The sequence below is a fragment of the Globicatella sulfidifaciens DSM 15739 genome (assembly GCF_900167405.1).
Lineage (GTDB): Bacteria > Bacillota > Bacilli > Lactobacillales > Aerococcaceae > Globicatella > Globicatella sulfidifaciens.
This window is the reverse complement of record NZ_FUWO01000011.1, coordinates 32,300-53,707: the sequence shown is the minus strand read 5'-3', so window position 1 is coordinate 53,707 and position 21,408 is coordinate 32,300. Positions and strand designations below refer to the sequence as shown.

Genomic DNA, 21,408 nt, shown 5'->3' with positions numbered 1-21,408 from the left:
ATGGAAATTCATAAAAATTTCATAATTTTATACTCCCTTTTTAAGTTTTTTTATGTTATGGTAAATGAGAGATAAATTGGATGGGTGAGAAAATTTGAAAAAAGTAGTCATTTCAGGGGTTGTTTCACTAATTACTTTAGGTCTAGGTTATCTAGGTGGAGTAGGCTATTATGCCGAGAAATTCACCCCTAACACAAGTTATGGATCGGTCAACATTGGTAATTTAACTTTATCGGAAGCTGAAAAACAACTCAATGAGGCCATTAATAAGGAAACAATTACCTTAACTGAAAAAGGTAAAGAATTAGGTAAAATTACGCTAGGTGATTTAGGAGTAGAAGTTGCACCTGATGAAATTTTAAAAGCAACATATGAATCACAAGATCCAAGTCAATGGGTAGTAAATCTATTTGACGGCACTGAAGTTAAAAATGTTTTAGGACATAATGTAACGGTTGATTCGGAACAAGTCAAAGGTGCATTGGATAAATTAAATATTACGAATGATGATCGAGAAAAAGCTGTCGACGCAATGATTGATTATTCGGATGATAAAGGCTATTTCGTTGAACCTGGACAAAAGGGGACCGAGATAGATTATGATAAATTATCAGCAGCGATTGTTGATTCTTTAGAGCAAGATACTGGCAAGATTGAATTAGAATCGGTTTATGCAGACCCTAATATCGGTGAAGATAGCGAACCGGTAACTAAAACTATGGACTATATTAATCGGATTCTAGATACGAAGATTACCTTACAGGTGGCTGGTGACGATATTACGATACCTCGTGAAGAGTTACAACAATGGATTCATTTCGATGCCAATAATGATTTATATGTTGATGAGGAAATGGTTTATGCTTATGTCAATGCCTTAAATGATAAGTATTCAACAGAAGGTAAGGACCGTCAATTTGAAAGTACCTTGCAAGGAACAGTAACAGTGCCAGCGGGTATTTTAGGGTGGTCAATCGATGTGGATACAGAAGTACAACAAATCATTGCTGATATTCATAATGGGCAAGACGTCACTCGTAAAATGGCCTTTTATGGAGTAGGGAATCGTTTAGGTGAAAAAGATGACATTGGTAATACCTATGTTGAAATCGACTTAACGAACCAAATGATGTATTTTTATGTAGATGGCGAGGTTCTGGTTGCGACGAATATTGTATCTGGTAAATATGGTACCGAGACTATCCCTGGCGCTAATGCGGTGATTGAAATGTTATATGACACTCACTTAGTTGGTTATAATCCGACTTTAAAAGTTGATTATAAAGTGCCAGTAGATTATTGGATTCGTTTTGACTATCAAGCGCAAGGGATTCATGACGCTAGTTGGCAATGGTCATTTGGAGGCGATACCTACGTGAATAATGGTTCTCTGGGTTGTATTAATACTCCCTTGGATCAAGTCGCGATTATCTATGCAAATATTACGTATGGTACACCGGTACTAGTGTTCCATTAAAATGAATCAATACGACTAAGTGAAACCTTTTAGGGTGAAGCTTAGTCTTTTTTGTTGACCTTATTTCAAAATCGAAGCATCTATCGTGCTCTAAAAATCATCGTAAAAGGTAAATGTTGTATAATAAAACTGCTAATGAAAATTTATTTTGTTTTATACGGTTTTGTCAATCAAATTACCGTGTGAATAACTATCGCTATATTTAATAAAACTTTACAATATTTTACAATTTTTAAATGGAAAAAGATTGAAAAAGCTTTTAATTAGTGATATCTTGATGATATCAAAGAGATTATGGAGGAAATTTATGTTAGAAGTTAAGCATCTAAGAAAGACTTTTGGCGATTTAGTCGCTGTCGATGATGTTTCATTTACGATTGAACCCGGCACCATCATGGGAATCATCGGTCAAAATGGTTCGGGTAAAACGACCATCTTTCGGATGATTTTAGATTTTTTAACCCCTGAAGGCAATGGAGAAGTGTTGTGGAATGGCGTCACACTAACCGATAAAGTATATAACACAGTTGGTTATTTACCAGAAGAACGTGGATTATATGAAAAGATGACCATTGAACAACAGATCGTCTATTTTGCTGAATTAAGAGGAATGAAAAAAGCAGATATCATCGACAAAATTGATGAATGGATGGTGCGATTCAATGTTAAAGGTAAGCGAACCGATAAAATTAAATCATTATCCAAAGGGAATCAACAAAAAGTGCAATTAATTGCAACGTTAATTCACGAACCTAAATTGGTTATTTTAGACGAACCATTTAGTGGGTTAGACCCTGTTAATGCTGACTTCTTAAAAAAAGGGATTGTTGCCTTAAAAGATAAAGGTAGCTGTGTTATTTTCTCTAGTCATAATATGAATAATGTTGAAGAGATTTGCGACAAATTGGTCATGATTCATAATGGTAAACAAGTCCTTTATGGAGGGATTGAAGAAGTACGTCAGTCATTTGGACGCACTAAATTGTTAATTGAAACTCCTGATTGGGCAGAGCAACAGTTAGCCACTCTTGAAGGTGTGAAAGTTGTTAAACATCATTATGCTCATCAATATTTATTGGAATTAGCGGACGAAACTTATGGGAAAGCTATTTTTGATCAAGTCACAAAAGGCAATTATGTACCAGTATTTTATCAACAAGCACCAACATTAGAAGAGATTTTCAAATTGAAAGCAGGTGAAAGTCATGAATAAAATGGGCATTGTGATTCGCGAAGTGTATCGTAAAAACGTATTTTCTTGGGCATTTGTGACGATGGTATTAGGCCCGATCTTAATGATTGGCGTTATTGGATTAATTGGATTTTTCATCGGTTCAAGTAAAGAGGCCGAAAGTGTTGGTAATATTGGGATTGTCGGTGCCACTCAAGAGATTCAAACCGTCTTAAATCAATCGGACTTAGGTAATGAATATACTTATTATGAAGCACAAAAGGAAGCTGAAACAGCTTTGGATGAGGGCGCTATTAATGGTTTTATTACCTTTGATTCTGTGGAAGCACCTATTAGCGGTAAATATTACCGCGAAAAAGTAGGCAAAGACATTGACGTGAATCAAATTCAATTAGTATTACAAGCCTATCAAACGCAGACCAGCATTGAAAATTTAGGGATTGATCCAGCAAAAATCGCTGAAATTGAAGCTCAACAAGTCAGCTTTGAAACAATTAATTTAAATTTCTCTGAGTCAGGTGAAGTACAAGCTGATACTGCGAATCAAGATTTAAAAAGCGTCAGAACCGGTTTAGCTTATGCTGTATGTTTTGTAGTTTATATGTTCATCATGATTTATATCGGAATTATTTCTCAAGAAATAGCAACTGAAAAAGGCTCACGTATCATGGAAATCGTCTTATCTAGTATTTCAGCAACTCAACATTTCTTCGGTAAGATGATCGGGATTGGCTTAGTTATCTTAACTCAATTAGCAATCTATGTCGTGTTATTCTTTGTGGGAAGATTTATCTTTAACCAAATGAATTTTGACTTATCCTTTTTAAGCTTACCATTCTCACTTTCTGAAATGCTTTCTAAAGCGATGAATGACTTATTGCTTGGTGGACTTTTTGCATTAATTGGTATCTTAACCTATACATCGTTAGCAGGTTTCTTAGGTTCCTTAGTATCAAAAGTTGAAGATGTCAACAAAGTTTCAGCACCCTTAATCTTATTAGGAGTGGTTGGCTTTTATATCGGTATGTATGCCTTAGCTTCAACAAATAATGCCATCGTTAAAATTGGATCATTAGTACCGTTCTTTACACCGTTTGTCATGCCATTTAGAGTAGCAGCTGAAACGGTTACCAGTACTGAGATTCTCTTATCGATTGTCATAACAATTGTCTTTATGGTCATTTGCTTATGGGTTTCAGCTATGTTCTATAAGAGTAATGTCTTGGTAACGAGTGATAAAGGTTTATTCGCGACCTTGAAACGTTCTTATCAATTGTTAAAATCAGAACGCAAACACGATTAATATATAAAGAATTCATTATCCTTACTGACTGTTCATATTAACGGCAGTAGGGATATTTTTTCATTATTTGGCTAGCACTACAGGACCTCCACGAAGTAGCTCCCCAATAAAGCTAATGTGACTGGTACGAGCTATTAACCGAAGTATTAGTCAATTAGCTACTGCTAACTACTGTTGAACTTCAGAGAAATAGAAAACCTCAAGAATTTAAGTCTGTATGTTCCATGTAGTGAACAGAAGGTACTTATTAATGACAATCAGCTAACGTATTATATAGCTGCAATCTATATCCTACCTTTCCCGGAGGTGAAAGGCATCATCAGAAATTTTACATGTGGAAAATTTCAACCACTTAAAATTCTCTCTTTCTCTTTTTTATGAATGATTAAATGATAATAAACTAACAAAACAATTTACAAACCGTAAAAAATTTATCTAATATTTCGAATAAAAAATAAATATAAAAAAACTATTGACACAACATTCAAATAGGTATAATATTGTTATTGTTGCTAGTTAGTAATAATTAATAGCATCAAGGAGGCTATGTGTAATGGATGTTTCAGTCAAAAAGAATTCTCCGATTCATGCAAATATTGTCTTTAGACAAGCAGCACGAACAGTTGAATTGAATACAGGCGATGCGATTCGTGAAGCAGGCCTGACTCAGACGCAGTTTGGAATACTAGATGTTTTATATGTCCTAGGGGATATGACGATTAATCGAATTAAAGAAAAGACCTTAGCAACTTCTGGAAATATGACCGTTGTTCTTAAAAATATGGAACGTGATGGTTATATTACGCGCAAAGTTTGTCCGAATGATAAACGTAGTTTTGAATTTTCAATCACGGAATTAGGGCGCCAAAAATTTGAAGAAGTCTTGCCCAAACATCGTCAAATTATTGATGAAGTATTTAGTATTTATACTGAAGCTGAAAGACAAGAGTTAATTAGACTCTTGAAGAAATTTAAACAATTTAATTAGAAAAAGGAGATTTTTTATTATGAAAAAAGTATTATTTGTAGTAGGTTCATTACGTGAAGGTTCATTTAATAAACAATTAGCAACTATGGCTGAAAAAGCATTAGCAGGTAAAGCAGAAGTATCTTATTTAGACTTCACTAAATTACCTTTAATGAATCAAGATATTGAAAATCCAGTTTTACCAGAAGTTCAAGCTATTAGAGATGAAGCATCAGCAGCCGATGCTATTTGGTTCTTCTCACCAGTCTATAACTTCTCTATTCCTGGAACTATCAAGAACTTAATCGACTGGTTATCACGTTCATTAGACCCAACTAATCCAGCAGGTGAATCTGCTATCCACAACAAATTCACGACTGTTTCTGCAGCCGGTGCAGGTGGCTTTGAGAATATGTTTGAAAACTACAAATTCTTATTACCATTCGTTCGTACACAAGTGATTGATGAGTTTACAGAAGTTAAAATCAATGACTCTGCATGGGTTGACGGACAATTAGTATTAACTGATGAAGCACAAGCACAATTTGATGCTCAAGTAGCAGCGGTTATTGAAGCCATTAACGCTTAATCATTATAAAAATCACTCCCTCAATTAAATATTAACCGAGTTAATAGCTGTTTAAGAATGGATATACCGAACGTTTTAAAATATTAAGTGCTATAATGGTGTGTCGTTAAATAATGTATGATAACACGATTGAATACCGACACCATGATGCGGACAGGAATAAAGCGAAATGCAGCTAAGCCTCTTTTAATATAGATTATACTCCCAAATATAGACCTGATAGTAAGTAGATTGCTTACCATCAGGTCTTTGTTATCGATAACTTATCACTTTCTTCATAAAACTTTCATTCATTGATAGCTGATTTTTCAATTTAATCTGATAAAATAATAACTATCAATGGAGAGCTTCTGTTAAAGAGGCTGGGCATAAAGTAGATAAATTCCATCGATTTATTGGTTGTTAGTTAAAACCGCAGTGGTTGAGTGGTCTCAATCCGCGTCTTAATGAGGTTAAAGATAAATTTGGTAAACTCAATCAAGTTATTGTTATTAAAATAAAAGCGCAGTGGTTGAGTGGTCTCAATCTGCGTCTTAATGAGGTTAAAGATAACTCAATCAAGTTATTGTTATTAAATTAAAAGCGCAGTGGTTGAGTGGTCTCAATCTGCGTCTTAATGACTTGCTTGAGACCTACTCAACTGTGCGGGGGTGGACAGACGAAGCGAAAATCATTTAATTTTCTACTTTTGGTCCACTCCCAACTGTGCGGGGGTGGACAGACGAAGCGAAAATCATTTGATTTTCTACTTTTGGTCCACTCCCAACTGTGCGGGGGGTGGACAGACGAAGCGAAAATCATTTAATTTTCTACTTTTGGTCCACTCCCAATTTTGCAGGGGTGGACAGATGAAGCGAAAATTATTCAATTTTCTACTTCTGGTCCACTCTCAACTGTGCGGGGGTGGACAGATGAAGCGAAAATTATTCAATTTTCTACTTCTTGCCCACCCCCAAAAGATGTCAATATATAAAATAATGTGTAAAATAGAGACAGAGAGAAAAGAGGAGGCTTATCATGGCTAAACCAACTAGGCGAGAATATCAAAACAAAAAAGGGCGTAAAAGACGGAGTGGCGGTTTTCGTACATTCTTTGGTGTCGTGCTGATCTTATTTGCGATTGCGTTATTAGCAATGGATCCGATTAAGAATTATATGATTAAACGAGGACAAACACAAAACGCGATTGGCAACATTACCGCCGAACAAATTCAAAAAAATAAATTAGCGGATGTATCATTTGATTGGGATAATATTCAAGCGTTAAATGCTTATGATGTCATTCTGCAAAATGTCAATCCGGATGACTTACCAACAATTGGAGCGATTGCGATTCCATCGGTTAAAATGAATTTACCTATCTATAAAGGAACCTCAGAAGCGGGGATGTATTTAGGAGCAGGGACATTATTTGAAGACCAAGAAATGGGCGTTTCAAACTATCCACTAGCAAGTCATCATTCGATTCATGAAGGCTTACTGTTCCAACCCTTAATGAATGTTGAATATGGTGCCACGGTTTATTTAACCGACTTAGAAAATATTTATGAATATGAAATCGATAGTATTCAACGGGTAGATCCAACTGCTTTGGAAGTATTAAATCCAACGGAAACACCGATTATCACTTTAATTACATGTGATTATGATTTAGTGGAGCGGGTCATTGTACAAGCGACAATGGTTAGATCCGTCCCCATCAATGAAGCAAACGATGATATGTTAACGGCCTTTGAATTAGATTTAACAGTACCAGAATAATTATCTTATTATAATAAAATAGGCGTGTTTGCAAATAATTGCGAACGCGCCTATTATTTAGTTACTTATGCTTTGGGTTGGGGGGGTTCAATACCACGCCACATGTCCGTTTCTAAATCAAAATAGGGTTGGATATCTTGGACTAATTCTAATACCCCTTCAAATGTTCCTTGTGAATTGCGAACAGCCATATAGGTAATGTGGATAAATTGGTCATCACGTTTAAACCACATTTTAACCTCATCTTGTTGGCCACTGCGTAACACTTCAAAGACTTGTTTTACTCGTTCAATTAATTTGGGTGGGTGGCAGAGCTCAACATGGCGTCCGATTTGTCCAGGATTACGTTTAAATAACATCTCTTCAAAAGGGACATGGTCATTGTAATATTGAAAAATATCTTCTTTATTAACAAAAGTAAGTTCAATCGGTAAATGATTTAAAATTAAATTAGCTTGTTCGACACTAAGATGCCCATTGCCAAATGGAAGCAATTGGTCGCGAGAGATAGTGTCCTTTGATTGTTGTTTAGGTTCAAAGGTGATCGTAAAGGTACCATCTTCTGTTTCAATCGTACGTGTCGTTGCTTCATTTTGCGACGGAGCGGCTCCTTCATTTTGTTCAGAGTTAGCAGCTTCACTTTGCTTATGAGGATCTTGGTTATACTCTAGTTTTGACGCTTCTATTGGCGCATCTTTTTGACTGTCGTTATCTGTGGTATTTTCATCCTTTGCCGTGTCTTGATATTGAAAGTCTACTCGTTCTGGTTGCCATTTTGCTTCGGGCTTGATAATAGCATAACCATAGGCATCACTTTCAGCCTCAACTTGTAACCAGTCATCTTGACTAAACGTTTCCAGTAAAATCATCAATAAAATAGACTCTTCTTTAAAAATCATTTCTAAAAATTCAGTTTCAAAAATTTCAAATTGTTCGATAGTTGTCTCAATTGGAACCGTTGGATAATGTTGAAAGGACTGATAGGCGCGATCAAATAATTCACGTATTTCATCGTCCACTCCCCACATCACTTTTGGGGGTGCTTCATGACCATATCGCTCCATAATGGGGAAGATAACAGCTTCTTTGCGGTCGTAGTGACGTTTAAATTGACCTAATAATTGGAATTGACGGTCAAGACCTTGTAGCAGGCCATCTTCAACGGCCGTATCACTTTCTTTAATAGCCGTTAATAAACGTTTAACACGAATCAGGGCAGCTCGTAAGGCAACATTTTCTAATTTGAAGGTATGCACCGGGTGTCCGGGCTGCTCAGTATCGCTAATCGCTACTTCATGAATCGCATCTTTAAATAGATTGGCATGAACATTACAAAGTTTCATCACATCTTCAAAGCCAATGCCATGGTCACCATTCATGAGTTCATGTTCCATTAAGGAAATTTCAATAGCACTGACACCGGTAAAATGCTCATTAAATAATGCTTGAACCGATTCGGGAGAAGCACCATGATGTAGTTTTAGTAGAATGTCTTTTAATATTTCAATACGTTTAGTCATTGTTATCAGCTCCTTTTATTTCATAGCCATTCCATTGGAGTGTTTGGATGATTAACTGTAACGGAATTCGGGCAATGCGAGCACCGTTTCTTAAAGTCGTTTTACTAGCTAATGCATTGAACACGAGTGGATTGGCTAACGGTTTAAAACCGAGTTCTATTAAGATGTCTTTAAGTTCAGGATAGGTGGTACAAACATCCTTTACGGTTTGATCTAAATCAATGATATTATTCATGAGCATTTCGACCTACTTTTCTCTTGATATTAAAATAGATTTCCAACAGTGAATCGACAAGATAAACGCCTAAAGCGATCGCACCGGCAATTAATAAGGCTTGTATAAAATAATGCGCCATCACTTCATTATCCCCTTGGATAAAGTGGAAAGCGGTTTGATAAATAGCAGCCCCTGGGACTAAAGTGAAAAAGCTAGGAATATAAAAAATCGTCACCGGTGCTTTAAACCAACGCGCAAAGATTTGTCCAATAGCCGACATCGCCATACAAGCCAGTAAAGTTGCAAGCGGTGCAGATAAAGATTCAAGTAATAGTAAATAAACGGCATATCCGATGGTACCGCAAAAGCCGGTTTTAAATAAGAGAGCTTTGGGTGCTTCAACTAAAATTGATGCCGTAATGGTAATCACATAGGCTGCCATAATTTGAAATAAAAATTGCATTTAACCCATCACTCCTTTCGATAAGAATAAACCAATCGCAACGCCAATAGCTAAACTAACCGCAATTACAAGCGCATCAGCAATCCGAGCTAAACCGGAGTTATAGTCGCCTTTTAAGGCATCACGAATACCGTTCATAAAAGCTGTTCCAGGATATAATGGCATTAAACCTGAAATAATTACGATGTCACTTGAAACCGGCATTTTACTATAAGACACCACTATCGGAATAATAAAAGCGGTTATGGAGGTTGAAAAAATACCATACATAAATTGATTCATTCCTGACCAATCGCGACCGATCCGTGAAAAAGCGACAATTAAGCCGGCAATAACGGAAATCAGGGCCTCCATCCAATTACCACCTAATAAAATAACAAAAGCAATGACCATCAAAATAATAGCCAAATCTTTACTATAAGCAGTGTACTCAGAGTCATCAATAAATACCAAACGTTCTTTGGCTTGTTCAATGGTAATCGCACCGCTAGCAAGATCTCTAGAAATATTATTAACATGGTAAATTTTTCTTAAATGATTGCCACGTTCAGTAATACGACGGACTTGGGTAATGGGTGTAATTTGAGGGTCACTGTCATCTAAAGTCATATAAAGACCAGTGGTGGTGGACACTACTTCTGTAATGTTGGCACCACTTAACTGCAAAATGCGACGGACTGTATCCTCCACACGATAACTTTCCGCATGGCTTTCTAACATGATGCGACCAGCTAGGGCCGCCACATCAGCATATTTTTTATATTTTGTTTGCATCATGAACCTCCAATGTGACAAAAATAAGTACAGTTTCATGTTAACACATTTCACTGTAAAATGTGAGAATATTTTAATCTCACACGAGTCATCTTTATTAAATAGGAGATATTTTAAAGGGAGATGGCGCATCTTATTGGACGGTAGTCATGATAGAATCTTAGATATTTTAAGAGAGATAGCACATCTCATAATGTAATGAAGCTTAAATTTTGATATAATAAAATCAATAACCAGAATAGGAGTTATGCTATGAGTAAAAAGAAAAGAAACTTAAAATTAGTAGTCAATAATAAAAATGACAATCATAACGTTCAAAGTCAATTTTTTAAAAAAGAATGGTTATTTCCAAGGGCAAGTAATTATAAAACCCTCCATAGTTATATTGCATACTTAGATCAACATAATAGTCCTAGAAGATTATTACAGATTAATTATTTAGAACAAGCTTTTTCGCATTACTTTGATGATTTAAGTAGTCGTAATCTTCAATTAGTTAAAAAGAAACGCGACTTTCAAGCGGTGATTCAACTCGTATTTTTTGCGGCTTTTGATAATTTTGCAATTGGTCGTTATGAAGTAGCTTTACGCTATTTTCATGTTTTACTGTATAATTTTGATGACTTAGAAGCTGAATTAGATTTTGAATTACCAGAAACATTAACCCCTTATGTAGTCTCAGCAGCTCATCTAGGGTTAGTAGAAGAATTTGACCGCTTTGCGAGTGTGTATCCAATGGTGGATCAGCTGTTAATCTTCCGATTAGCGAAATTATATGCACATTATATTAATGAAGAATACCTTGAAATGGACGAGGAGCTTAAACAGCTTGATGAATTAAATCCTGATTATATTGATGCCGTTTTATATAATGGTTTAATTGAAAGTCATGTTGAAAGTGAGATGGATATTGATTTTTCGATTTACCCATCATTTGATGATTCGTTTTCATTCTATGATGACGAAGACATAGCAGACTATGGCCCAGCACCATTTCCAACACCGGCTTACGAAGAATTTGTTAATCATCTCATTATTTTAATGCAATTTGGCTTGAAGGGGATGGTTTTAGTTGATTATATTCGAACGCGTATTGATCAAGTCATTGAAGGACGCGGCGAAGAAATGTTCGATCGCGTTACCACCCGTTCACTTGAAAAAGATCGTCAAGAGGGGCTGTTTGTTTTAAATGAAGTTGGCACTCGAGAACGCGACTTGTTAAAAAAAGCAGGATTAGTAACATTTGAAGACTTCTTATCGGTAACGGAAGCAGAGGTCTTAGCCATCAAAGGTGTGGGTCCCAAAACAATTGAGATTTTGAAAGCGAATGATGTTGTCTTTAAAGATGAATTAGATGATGAGTAAGTGCTTGATTGAGGTAAGGTTCAGAATATAGAACTAATGGGATAGTAATCATTAGTTGATATAAGGTCACCACTAATATTTATCAAAAACAAATAATTTAGGTTAAGTAAGGTCATAAAAGTGGTTAACAACCTTTACTTAGCCTTTTTCTGGTGAAATTAAAGGTTTGACTCAATGTTTCAATGAGCTATAATAATGTTATACTTTGATGATAGGAGGGGTAAAATGTCCAGTGAATTAACTAAAATTCCCATTGTCGTCATTGGCGGGCCAACAGCAGTTGGTAAAACAGCCCTAAGCATAGAGGTGGCGAAGGCTTTTAATGGGGAAATTATTAATGGAGATAGTTTACAAGTTTACCGTAAGTTAAATATTGGGACAGGTAAAGTAACTCCCGAAGAAATGGAGGGCATTCCTCATCATTTACTTGATATTTTAAACCCAGACGAATCATTTGATGCGTCAAAATTTAAAGAACTTGCGACGCAAGCTATCTTAGAGATTCATCAAAGAGGTAAGTTACCTATCATAGTAGGTGGTACCGGATTATATTTAGAAGGTTTATTATACGGACTCGGTTTTGGTGGCAACAAAAGTGAAGATGATCAAATTCGCAAAGCTTTAGAAAATCAAGCAGCCACCATATCAGACAACGACTTTTGGGAATTATTAAATCAAAAAGATCCTACGGCTGCTCAAAAGATTCCACCACAAAACACGCGACGGATTATCCGTGCACTCGAAGTGATCGCGACGACTGGTAAATTATTTTCTGAGCAAGAGGAGCATCAAGTACAAACGAAAGTATTTGATTCTTGTTTATTAGTATTGGATATGCCTCGTGAACAATTATATGAACGTATTAACCAACGCGTTGATTTAATGATTGAACAAGGTTTAGAAACAGAAGTTAAACAAATGTACCAACAATTTGATGGTGAATTAGTCAATGGCATGAAGGGCATTGGCTATAAAGAGTGGTGGGCGTATTTCGAAGGCCATCTATCACAAGAGACTGTCATCAATCAAATCAAGCAAAATTCAAGACGTTATGCAAAGCGTCAATTAACGTGGTTTAGAAATCGACTAAAAGACGCTCATTGGATTGATGCAAGGCAAAGCTGGCAAGAAGTACAACCGCTTATCACAGCTCATTTAAAAAAGGAAAGGAATACTCAATGATTGAGATAGAACAACGACCTGAGAAGGTCTTAATTTTCGGAGTGCAAACTGAAAATTATAGTGATGAAAAATTCCAGGTGTTGATGAAAGAAATGAAGTCATTAACGGAAACCGCCGGTGGCATTCCGACCGTTGAAATGACTCAAAAACTCCCGAGACTGAATTCTCGTTCAGCCGTTGGCAGTGGTAAATTAAGTGAAATTAAAGATGCCGTTAATAAAGAGGAGATTGATTTAGTCATTTCGATGAATGCTTTAACACCCAGCACCAATCGTTATATCGAAGATCAATTAGGCGTCAGAGTTATCGATCGAATTCAATTAATTTTAGATATCTTTGCGATGCGTGCCAAAAGTCGTGAAGGTAAATTACAAGTTGAATTAGCCCAATATGATTATTTATTACCTCGACTGCAAGGACGTCGTGATTATTTATCACGTTTAGGTGGGGGAATTGGAACACGTGGTCCTGGGGAAACCAAACTTGAAACGGACCGTCGCCATATTCGTACCATGATGTCCCAAATCAAAAAAGAACTGGCTAAATTATCAGAACATCGTGAATTGACACGTTCAAGAAGACGGAGTGGTTCTGAGTTTAATATTGGTTTAGTTGGCTACACGAATGCTGGTAAATCAACCATTTTAAGAGAACTGACCGAGAGTGATACTTATGTTGAAGATCAATTATTTGCTACTCTAGACCCTTTAACGCGTAAATTAACGATTAATGGTCATGATGGGTTTACTTTGACTGATACCGTTGGCTTTATTGAAGAGTTACCAACAACGTTGATTCAAGCTTTTAAATCAACTTTAGAAGAAATGCGATATGTTGATTTACTCTTACATGTCGTCGATGCATCCAGTGCTGATCGCATGATGCATGAACAAACCGTTTATAATTTAATCAAAGAATTAGAGATGGATCATTTACCTATTTTGACCGTTTATAATAAAAAAGATAAAATTGAAGGTAATTTCGAACCCACTTTATTCCCGTATGTCACAATTTCAGCTTTAGAAAAGGATGGCGTAGAAGCTTTAAAACAAAAAATATGGGCAGAAATTGTGCGAACGAGCGAAAAATTTGAAGTAGAAGTAGATCCCCAAGAAGCGGATCTATTAGCACTATATCGTCAGAAAACTTTAATTGAATCCTTGGAATTTGATGAAGAAAATCAAGTATATATTTTAAAAGGATTTAGACGTAGTGATAAAGAATTAGATAAGGAGCGCTAAACATTATGATAACCATGAAAGATATTATTGAAGAAGGACATCCCACATTAAGATCGGTAGCCGAACCAGTGGAATTTCCATTATCTGATGAACTAAGAAAGACAGCTTTAGAAATGCATGAATTTTTGGTTAATAGCCAAAATGAAGAGATTGCTGAAAAATATGATCTTAGACCTGGAGTAGGCTTAGCTGCTCCACAAATTAATGTCAATAAACAAATTTTTGCTGTGCATATTATGGAATATGATGAAGAGGGAAATGAAGTAGGACCTATCTTAAGTGAAATCATCTTTAATCCTAAAGTAATCAGTCATTCAGTTCAACAAGTTGCCTTAAAAGAAGGTGAAGGTTGTTTATCAGTTAATCGCGAAGTTAAAGGCTATGTACCGCGTCCAAAACGTGTAAAATTTACTTACCAAGACATTGACGGTAATGAACATACCTTAAAATTACGTGATTACGAAGCAATTGTAACGCAACATGAATTGGATCATTTAAAAGGTATCTTCTTTTACGATCATATCAATGAAGAAAATCCATTTGCTCAAGACGATAACTTAGAATTATTATAATTCAGCATTTGATTAATGGATAAATAAGAGAAAAAAACAAGTAACTGTAATGGATTCCAAAAATAGCCAATATTTGATGGTATCTTTTCATAAAGGCTGATAGGTCCTTGTGATATTACAATTGCTTGTTTTTATTTACTTGTTTATTTTTCTAGCTGTAGATCGAGTATTTTATCGAAATAGTTGATGCGTATTTTTTATAGCCTATTAGCATAGTTTTGTATTTTAGAAAATGGATGGTTTAATCGTCCATTCAATAAATGGAAGAGTCTAGGGAAATTACTTCAGTTGTGTAATGCTTCATGATAATTAATGATGCGATATTTTTTTAAAGTAAAGGCTAGAATTTAATCGTCTAAAGAGTATGACCGTCAATTTTTGGAAGAATAAGGTATTATTACGCATTAGACATTTAGAGGTTTAATTTTCTTTTCCCTCGCTATATTCTTATTGTACTTATTTAAAATAAGGGGTTGACCCTAATAGAGAAATGACGTATACTATAGTAGTTGATTAATTATGTCATTGTAGCTCAGCTGGATAGAGCATTCGCCTTCTAAGCGAACGGTCGCAGGTTCGAATCCTGCCAGTGACGTTAATATAACAAGGTTTTCTTGAAAACTACGCTTACAAGCGATCGGACCTCTTTCTGAAAAATCCCTTAAAAAGGACAAGCCAGAAAGGGGTATTTTTGGCTCTATGTCAAGTAATGTTGGTAAATAGTAATAGTTGCACTTGAACGCTTGTTCAAGTGCTCTTTTTGTATGACGGGCATGTCATACATCTAGGGTGCAAGTCCCTGAGGGCACCTGCTATCGGTGAACCCAATAGTGATTCTCAAGCTTGACCATCGTGAGGTGGCGAGGAGAAGAAGAGATAACGAAATCGTGGCTCCACGAACAGGAACACAATACGAAGGCGCGTATAGCGGATGAGATGGCGAAAAGCATTAAAGTCCAAATAGATAGTCGTAACCTATGCGTGTAAATTGTGGGAGTAAACGATGAAAGATGTATGACTTATCCCGTGAGGTCTCATGAGCGTCTCAGACGTAGTAATAACGAATCATGAGAAGTCAGCCGAAGCCATAGTAGTGTCGAAGCTTGCGTAATGTAAGTGGAGCGAAGGGCTGAACAATTAACAAAGTGTAAACTACTCGAATTGTATTCCTTTATATGTCTGATTAGTTAGGACAATATCACGTATTGATGGAGAAATAACGGAAAAAAATAAGACAAATAGGAACAGCGAAACAAGAAAGGAGACACACCATGTCGCAACTATTATTACAAATTTTATCGACTTCCAATATGACACTTGCACTCAAGCAGGTGAAACGAAACAAAGGAAGAGCGGGACTTGATGGTATAACGGTGGATGAAATCGAACAATACATCCGAGCAAACTGGCAAGATATTAAAGGTCAGATAATCCACCGTAAATACAAACCGACCCCAGTGCTCAGAGCTGAAATACCGAAGCCAGATGGCAGTAAGCGAAAATTAGGCATCCCGACTGTCATGGACCGAATTATTCAACAAGCTATTGTACAGGTATTGACCCTCTTATGCGAACCTCACTTCAGTGAATATAGCTATGGATTTCGCCCGGGACGTTCCTGTGAAGACGCCATCATGCAGTTATTAAGCTACCTTAACGATGGTTATGAATGGATAGTGGACATTGACCTTGAAAAGTTTTTCGACAACGTCCCACAAGACCGACTGATGTCACGGGTTCATGAACTTATTCACGACGGCGATGTTGAATCACTTATACGAAAATATTTACAAGCTGGAGTGCAAATCATGGGGGTTTATCATGAAAGTACTCAAGGAACCCCACAAGGAGGGAATTTATCTCCACTCCTATCCAATATCATGTTAAACGAATTGGACAAAGAATTAACAAAACGAGGGTTACGGTTTACGCGATATGCAGATGACTGCATTATAGCAGTCTCAAGTGAAGCAGCAGCCAAACGGGTCATGTACAGTGTTTCTCGCTACATTGAACAGAAACTGGGATTAAAAGTCAATATGACAAAGACAAAAATAACGCGGCCAAACAAACTTAAATACCTAGGATTCGGTTTTTATAAAAACACAAAGAGTCGACAATGGGCACCGCGTCCACATCAGGAGTCGATAGCACGATTTGAACACAAATTAAAGCAGTTGAGCAAACGAAGCTGGAGCGTATCACTCACCCAAAGAATTGAGAAACTAAATCAAGTTATAAGAGGTTGGGTTAACTACTACAGCGTAAGTTCGATGAAAACACGACTAAAAAGTATTGATGAGCATTTAAGAACGCGTATAAGGGTCGTGATATGGAAACAATGGAAGACCAAACGCAAACGACTTTGGGGACTTGCCAAGCTAGGAATGCCTAAAGGAATGGCAGACAAAGTCTCTGGTTGGGGAGACCATTATCAATTTGTAGCACTTAAATCAGGGATACAATACTACATCACAAAAGATATCCTAAGAATAAGAGGATTAATAAGTATCTATGATTATTATATAAAGCGACATGCGTTAAAAGTTAATTGAACCGCCGTGTGCCGAACGGCACGCACGGTGGTGTGAGAGGGACGGGAAACCGTCCCTACTCGATTTACTGAAATTAAGCTATCTTATTTTGCATTTCTAATTGTTTTTGGTATTCTTCTTCATATTTTTTAATGGCATCTTCTTCAGTAAATAACAGCGGACGATAAGCTTCATTCTTCACCTTATTATGAGCAGTCGATAATATAATTCTACTTCTTAAGTGGTAGAAGTTTTGATATCCATAACTGATTCGTTTAATGACTTTAATTTTATTATTTGTTCCTTCCACACAACCGTTTGATAGCGTATAGGTTAAGCTATTCTGTATATTATGGCGATAATGATATAAAGTGTTAAATGCCGTTCTTATTTTTCTAGGGAGGCGATATTTCTTGCTTTCCTCTAATACATGGATGAATTGATCATAGGAATGTTCCTTAATGGCATCCATTACTTCATGAATCAGACGGTAACAGAGATTTAAGGTTGAATCTTTTGATAATAAATAATCGACAATGCCTCTTTCATGAATCGCTTGCTTAAATAATGAATATTTCTTATACTCTTCGAACGCCAACTCATTCCAATCTTTTAATAATAGTTTCCAATATCGCTTAAACTTATTCGCATCAGGTTTGTTTTTCGATTTTATACGATTCATCACTTCTATCCGATGTTGATTTAAAGCCCTTGTCACCAACTGTACGATATGAAAACGGTCGATGACCACGACGGCATTTGGAAAAATCGAGGGAAGAAACTCTTTAAACGCCCCGTTCATATCCATCGTGATGGTTTTAACTTTCAATCGTTCCGCTCTAGAAAAACGCATAAAATAGTCATATAAAAAAGCTTGGGTTCGGTTTTCTAAGACATCCACTACATTATGTTTGTGATTATCCATTAAAATACACGACATAGCAGCCTTCACATTCTTCACGGATTTAAATTCATCTATCGCTATATGTTTGGGTAGTGATGTGGGTTTGGTATTATATTGATAACTATAGGCTTTCAATTGACGTAGTACCGTATGCGATGAAACATTCCAGGTTTCAGCAATATCTTTGATGGGTTTCGTTTTACCCAATTCTTGAAGAATCATTACCTTTAAGGGTGATGAAATCGTACAGTGCTGTTTGGTTAAGTTAGTTTGAGAGACCGTTGTTTTTTGACAATGTTTACAAAGGTATCGTTGTTTAGTCAGTTTAAGATAAGTAGGTTGAAGGTTATATTGCCCAATTAGGATGACGGTCCTATAAGATCCATAATCAATCATATCTTCCACTCCATTATTACTACTACGACAATGAGGACACATTTTAGGCGGATTCTTTAGAGTACCTGTAACGGTTAATATTTTTTTAAAGGCTTTTGAGACAGAAAGCATTTTTTTAGTAGAACTTTTAAATTGATGAACTGAGAAATAGCATTCTTCTTCAAAATCATTCTGTTCTATATTGATATTAAGGTCTTCCATTCCTAGTAAAATTTTAGTATGATTGTATGTAGCCATGTGATTTCCTACTTTCTATATTTTTGTGGGCAACTTAATTATAGAGGAAATCACGGGCTTTTTGTGTATAAAAATAGTGCTGGTGATTTCGCCACCAACACTAAAAATTATAGAACCATTAATCTTGTCTTTTTGCTCAAAACGCATTACAAGATAATTTTAATGAAATACTAACATATTTACAAATAGAAGAGCAAGCAGCACTTAAAAGTGTAAATCCAGAATCAAATACTCAAGAAGATAGTTCATTAGTTTCAAAGGCTAAAGAATTGGAAGAACAAGGTTTTAACGATACCCAAATTTATGATGAGTTATCTAAAGTTTATGATGGGGTTCAATATGTGATTAATAATGATGGATCAATTGTTTTTCAAATTTTTGGTATAGATACATCTAAAAAAGATGAGGTTTTAAGAGTTCGATATAAAAAAGCAGATATTATCGAGGCACAATTGAAAGATGACAAATTAGTGTTTGATAATATTGAATATTCTCTTGAATAAGAATTAAAATATTATATAAACTAGCCTACCTATTTTAATAGGTAGGCTAGTTTTTTAGTGTTTAAAAAAAAGTTAGGTGGAAAATTGGAGAAATTAACGTTAAAACAGAAAAGATTTGCCGATGAGTACATCATTTCTGGTAATGCTACGGATGCTGCAATTAAGGCTGGGTATAGTCCAAAATATGTAAATACGAACGCAAGCAAGTTACTACAAAACACAACTGTTCGAGCGTACATAGATACGAGAGTAAATAAGATGAGTAAATCTAAAATACTAGATGCTCAAGCAAGAAGAGAGTTGTTATCGTCTTTAGCAGAAGATAAATAGAACTCGCCAAACGACAGAATTAAAGCAGTAGACATTTTAAACAAAATGGATGCAACCTATGTGAACAGACAAGAAGTTGAAATGAAGTCTGCTATTCAATTTGTGGACGATATTGAGAGTGATCCAGATGAGACAAGTTAGAATATCAGAATTGCTCCCGAAAGCATTTCATTCTGTGTGGCGAGCAACATTCAACTCTGACATCTTACATATCGTTTGTAAAGGTGGACGAGGTTCAGGTAAAACATCAGATATTGCTCATATTATCATTCAATTAATAATGCGGTTCCCTACTAATGCGGTGTGTATTAGGAAAGTGGACAACACATTAGAACAATCAATATTTGAACAGTTGAAATGGGCTATCAATGAACAAGATGTAGCTCACTTATTCAAAATTAATAAGTCTCCATTGCGAATTACATACATACCTAGAGGGAATTACATTGTGTTCCGAGGGGCGCAAGAGCCAGAAAGAATTAAGTCTTTGAAAGATGCTAAATTTCCTTTTGCAATTGCTTGGATTGAGGAAATGGCAGAATTTAAAACAGAAGACGAAGTAAAAACTATAACTAACTCTTTATTGCGTGGCGAATTGGATAAGGGTGTTTTTTACAAATTCTTTTATAGCTATAATCCACCAAAGAGAAAGCAATCATGGGTAAATAAGAAATATGAAACAAATACACTAGCAAAGAATACTATTGTACATCACTCCACTTATTTAGACAATCCATATATATCTAAAGAGTTCAAAGCCGAAGCATTAGCTACTAAAGAACGCAATGAAAAGAGATATAAATCGGAATATCTTGGTGAAGCAATTGGTTCTGGTGTAGCACCATTTGAGAATTTGGAATTCAGAACGATTACTGATGAAGAAATAGCAAGCTTTGATAATATACGACAAGGTAATGACTTTGGGTATGCTAATGATCCCGATGCATTCGTGAGTTGGCACTATGACAAAACTAGAAGAATTATCTACGCAATGGATGAGATATATGAAGTTAAACTTTCAAATAGAAAGCTTGCTGAACGTTTGATTGATAGGGAGTATCATACAACTATTACAGTTGTTGATTCTGCCGAACCTAAGTCAAGAGATGAACTTAAAGAGCATGGTGTGAAAGTTAAAGCAGCTAAAAAGGCCCAGATTCAGTAGAGTTTGGAGAACGTTGGTTAGACGATTTAGAAGCAATTGTGATTGATCCTCAACGGACACCAAACATTGCAAGAGAATTTGAACCAATTGATTATCAAGTTGACCGAGATGGGAATCCAAAGAATAGATTAGTTGATTTAGATAACCATACAATAGATGCAACGAGATACGCTTTTGAAGATGATATGAAAATGACAGGTAAATAGCTATTCTAATTTTTTTTGCATATTATGTTAGTTTTATAACTAACAAATTAGAAAAATTGAAATGAAATAAAACTCTGATTTTATCTCATTAAACCCACTCAATATCATTGAATGAAATACCTCTCAAACCAACATTTTCCAATTCTTTTATTTTTGACATCAAGCGTTCAACAATTTCATCTACGCTCAATGTACCAATCCACCCATCAATTAATTCAATCAATGTTTCAGCTGTCTCATTATTCACTTCACTGAAAGCAAAGTTGTTAAAGTCTGATGGGTGTACCACTTCAACTAACACTGCTTGTACTAATTCTCTACCTCGTTCAAAGCCATATAATTCTCTAGCTCTAGCAATTAAATTGAAATACGTATTTAATTCATGAGTTCCACCACACCCCTCATGTGGAAACTATAGCGTTGATACAAAGGGAAACTATGTAGAAATCCTGAGATTCAAGCTCTTTCATGACTATTTTGCCTTTGAGGAAGATGACCAAAATAACAAGC

General features: G+C 35.9%; 19 protein-coding genes, 1 tRNA gene and 1 pseudogene. 15 read left to right on the top strand and 6 right to left on the bottom strand.

What is annotated here, in order from left to right:
* Nucleotides 1-94: 94 nt before the first annotated feature.
* The 6 genes from B5D12_RS06830 (at nucleotide 95) to B5D12_RS06805 (ending at nucleotide 7,289) form a co-directional block, all read left to right on the top strand.
* Nucleotides 95-1,477 carry a L,D-transpeptidase family protein gene (locus B5D12_RS06830; RefSeq protein ID WP_078756117.1) on the top strand — a complete coding sequence of 461 codons (1,383 nt, stop codon included), beginning with the start codon at nucleotides 95-97 and terminating at the stop codon, nucleotides 1,475-1,477.
* Nucleotides 1,478-1,784: 307 nt separating this feature from the next.
* Complete coding sequence (locus B5D12_RS06825; protein ID WP_078756116.1) at nucleotides 1,785-2,690, top strand: ABC transporter ATP-binding protein; 906 nt, start codon at nucleotides 1,785-1,787, stop codon at nucleotides 2,688-2,690.
* A complete protein-coding gene (locus B5D12_RS06820) occupies nucleotides 2,683-3,972 on the top strand; it encodes an ABC transporter permease (protein WP_078756115.1) in 1,290 nt (429 codons plus the stop codon). The genes B5D12_RS06825 and B5D12_RS06820 overlap by 8 nt, the downstream gene beginning before the upstream one ends.
* Nucleotides 3,973-4,525: 553 nt before the next feature.
* A complete protein-coding gene (locus tag B5D12_RS06815) occupies nucleotides 4,526-4,960 on the top strand; it encodes a MarR family winged helix-turn-helix transcriptional regulator (protein WP_078756114.1) in 435 nt (144 codons plus the stop codon).
* 19 nt (nucleotides 4,961-4,979) lie between these two features.
* Nucleotides 4,980-5,528 (top strand): NADPH-dependent FMN reductase, encoded by a 549-nt coding sequence (locus B5D12_RS06810; RefSeq protein WP_078756113.1) that lies wholly within the window; start codon nucleotides 4,980-4,982, stop codon nucleotides 5,526-5,528.
* A 1,017-nt stretch (nucleotides 5,529-6,545) separates the two neighbouring features.
* Nucleotides 6,546-7,289, top strand: coding sequence for a class A sortase (locus B5D12_RS06805; protein WP_078756112.1), 744 nt, complete (start codon nucleotides 6,546-6,548; stop codon nucleotides 7,287-7,289).
* Between the two features lie 65 nt (nucleotides 7,290-7,354).
* Here B5D12_RS06805 and B5D12_RS06800 read toward each other — a convergent pair whose 3' ends face one another.
* From B5D12_RS06800 to B5D12_RS06785, 4 genes are read right to left on the bottom strand one after another with little or no spacing between them, the layout of a single operon-like run.
* On the bottom strand, nucleotides 7,355-8,809 hold the full coding sequence (locus B5D12_RS06800) for a DUF438 domain-containing protein (protein WP_078756111.1): 1,455 nt from the start codon (nucleotides 8,807-8,809) through the stop codon (nucleotides 7,355-7,357).
* Nucleotides 8,802-9,044: a DUF1858 domain-containing protein gene (locus B5D12_RS06795; RefSeq protein WP_078756110.1), complete on the bottom strand. Its 243-nt coding sequence runs from the start codon at nucleotides 9,042-9,044 to the stop codon at nucleotides 8,802-8,804. Before B5D12_RS06795 ends, B5D12_RS06800 begins: the two co-directional genes overlap by 8 nt.
* The gene (locus tag B5D12_RS06790; RefSeq protein WP_078756109.1) at nucleotides 9,037-9,489 is read right to left on the bottom strand and encodes a threonine/serine exporter family protein; all 453 of its coding nucleotides are present in this window, start codon (nucleotides 9,487-9,489) and stop codon (nucleotides 9,037-9,039) included. Before B5D12_RS06790 ends, B5D12_RS06795 begins: the two co-directional genes overlap by 8 nt.
* A complete protein-coding gene (locus B5D12_RS06785) occupies nucleotides 9,490-10,263 on the bottom strand; it encodes a threonine/serine exporter family protein (RefSeq protein ID WP_078756108.1) in 774 nt (257 codons plus the stop codon).
* Nucleotides 10,264-10,515: 252 nt separating this feature from the next.
* Between B5D12_RS06785 and B5D12_RS06780 the strand changes: the two genes are divergently transcribed.
* The 6 genes from B5D12_RS06780 (at nucleotide 10,516) to ltrA (ending at nucleotide 17,178) form a co-directional block, all read left to right on the top strand.
* Complete coding sequence (locus tag B5D12_RS06780; RefSeq protein WP_078756107.1) at nucleotides 10,516-11,628, top strand: hypothetical protein; 1,113 nt, start codon at nucleotides 10,516-10,518, stop codon at nucleotides 11,626-11,628.
* 225 nt (nucleotides 11,629-11,853) lie between these two features.
* Nucleotides 11,854-12,810: a tRNA (adenosine(37)-N6)-dimethylallyltransferase MiaA gene (miaA, locus tag B5D12_RS06775; protein ID WP_078756106.1), complete on the top strand. Its 957-nt coding sequence runs from the start codon at nucleotides 11,854-11,856 to the stop codon at nucleotides 12,808-12,810.
* Nucleotides 12,807-14,051, top strand: coding sequence for a GTPase HflX (gene hflX, locus B5D12_RS06770; RefSeq protein ID WP_078756105.1), 1,245 nt, complete (start codon nucleotides 12,807-12,809; stop codon nucleotides 14,049-14,051). The genes miaA and hflX overlap by 4 nt, the downstream gene beginning before the upstream one ends.
* 5 nt (nucleotides 14,052-14,056) lie before the next feature.
* Nucleotides 14,057-14,623 carry a peptide deformylase gene (gene def, locus B5D12_RS06765; RefSeq protein WP_078756104.1) on the top strand — a complete coding sequence of 189 codons (567 nt, stop codon included), beginning with the start codon at nucleotides 14,057-14,059 and terminating at the stop codon, nucleotides 14,621-14,623.
* A 521-nt stretch (nucleotides 14,624-15,144) separates the two neighbouring features.
* A tRNA-Arg gene (locus B5D12_RS06760) sits at nucleotides 15,145-15,218 on the top strand.
* A 676-nt stretch (nucleotides 15,219-15,894) separates the two neighbouring features.
* Nucleotides 15,895-17,178, top strand: coding sequence for a group II intron reverse transcriptase/maturase (ltrA, locus tag B5D12_RS06755; RefSeq protein ID WP_078756103.1), 1,284 nt, complete (start codon nucleotides 15,895-15,897; stop codon nucleotides 17,176-17,178).
* A 73-nt stretch (nucleotides 17,179-17,251) separates the two neighbouring features.
* On the opposite strand, the gene B5D12_RS06750 is transcribed toward ltrA, so the two are convergent.
* Nucleotides 17,252-18,694, bottom strand: coding sequence for an ISL3 family transposase (locus tag B5D12_RS06750; protein ID WP_078756102.1), 1,443 nt, complete (start codon nucleotides 18,692-18,694; stop codon nucleotides 17,252-17,254).
* Nucleotides 18,695-18,963: 269 nt separating this feature from the next.
* Between B5D12_RS06750 and B5D12_RS06745 the strand changes: the two genes are divergently transcribed.
* From B5D12_RS06745 to B5D12_RS06735, 3 genes and pseudogenes are all read left to right on the top strand, one after another.
* Entirely contained in the window at nucleotides 18,964-19,197 is a 234-nt protein-coding gene (locus tag B5D12_RS06745; protein WP_078756101.1) for a hypothetical protein, read from the top strand.
* 84 nt (nucleotides 19,198-19,281) lie between these two features.
* On the top strand, nucleotides 19,282-19,527 hold the full coding sequence (locus tag B5D12_RS06740) for a terminase small subunit (RefSeq protein ID WP_071409308.1): 246 nt from the start codon (nucleotides 19,282-19,284) through the stop codon (nucleotides 19,525-19,527).
* A gap of 127 nt (nucleotides 19,528-19,654) precedes the next feature.
* A pseudogene (locus tag B5D12_RS06735) lies at nucleotides 19,655-20,898 on the top strand (PBSX family phage terminase large subunit).
* Between the two features lie 88 nt (nucleotides 20,899-20,986).
* On the opposite strand, the gene B5D12_RS06730 reads toward B5D12_RS06735, so the two are convergent.
* Nucleotides 20,987-21,199 carry a hypothetical protein gene (locus B5D12_RS06730; protein ID WP_078756099.1) on the bottom strand — a complete coding sequence of 71 codons (213 nt, stop codon included), beginning with the start codon at nucleotides 21,197-21,199 and terminating at the stop codon, nucleotides 20,987-20,989.
* Nucleotides 21,200-21,408: the final 209 nt, after the last annotated feature.

What these genes read in the sequence shown, in the direction of transcription:
- B5D12_RS06790 (WP_078756109.1), bottom strand. Translation starts at nt 9,489, where the DNA reads ATGCAATTTTTATTTCAAATTATGGCAGCCTATGTGATTACCATTACG.
- B5D12_RS06825 (WP_078756116.1), top strand. Translation starts at nt 1,785, where the DNA reads ATGTTAGAAGTTAAGCATCTAAGAAAGACTTTTGGCGATTTAGTCGCT.
- B5D12_RS06750 (WP_078756102.1), bottom strand. Translation starts at nt 18,694, where the DNA reads ATGGCTACATACAATCATACTAAAATTTTACTAGGAATGGAAGACCTT.
- B5D12_RS06800 (WP_078756111.1), bottom strand. Translation starts at nt 8,809, where the DNA reads ATGACTAAACGTATTGAAATATTAAAAGACATTCTACTAAAACTACAT.
- B5D12_RS06815 (WP_078756114.1), top strand. Translation starts at nt 4,526, where the DNA reads ATGGATGTTTCAGTCAAAAAGAATTCTCCGATTCATGCAAATATTGTC.
- B5D12_RS06785 (WP_078756108.1), bottom strand. Translation starts at nt 10,263, where the DNA reads ATGCAAACAAAATATAAAAAATATGCTGATGTGGCGGCCCTAGCTGGT.
- B5D12_RS06810 (WP_078756113.1), top strand. Translation starts at nt 4,980, where the DNA reads ATGAAAAAAGTATTATTTGTAGTAGGTTCATTACGTGAAGGTTCATTT.
- ltrA (WP_078756103.1), top strand. Translation starts at nt 15,895, where the DNA reads ATGTCGCAACTATTATTACAAATTTTATCGACTTCCAATATGACACTT.
- miaA (WP_078756106.1), top strand. Translation starts at nt 11,854, where the DNA reads ATGTCCAGTGAATTAACTAAAATTCCCATTGTCGTCATTGGCGGGCCA.
- B5D12_RS06805 (WP_078756112.1), top strand. Translation starts at nt 6,546, where the DNA reads ATGGCTAAACCAACTAGGCGAGAATATCAAAACAAAAAAGGGCGTAAA.
- B5D12_RS06795 (WP_078756110.1), bottom strand. Translation starts at nt 9,044, where the DNA reads ATGAATAATATCATTGATTTAGATCAAACCGTAAAGGATGTTTGTACC.
- B5D12_RS06780 (WP_078756107.1), top strand. Translation starts at nt 10,516, where the DNA reads ATGAGTAAAAAGAAAAGAAACTTAAAATTAGTAGTCAATAATAAAAAT.
- hflX (WP_078756105.1), top strand. Translation starts at nt 12,807, where the DNA reads ATGATTGAGATAGAACAACGACCTGAGAAGGTCTTAATTTTCGGAGTG.
- B5D12_RS06820 (WP_078756115.1), top strand. Translation starts at nt 2,683, where the DNA reads ATGAATAAAATGGGCATTGTGATTCGCGAAGTGTATCGTAAAAACGTA.
- def (WP_078756104.1), top strand. Translation starts at nt 14,057, where the DNA reads ATGATAACCATGAAAGATATTATTGAAGAAGGACATCCCACATTAAGA.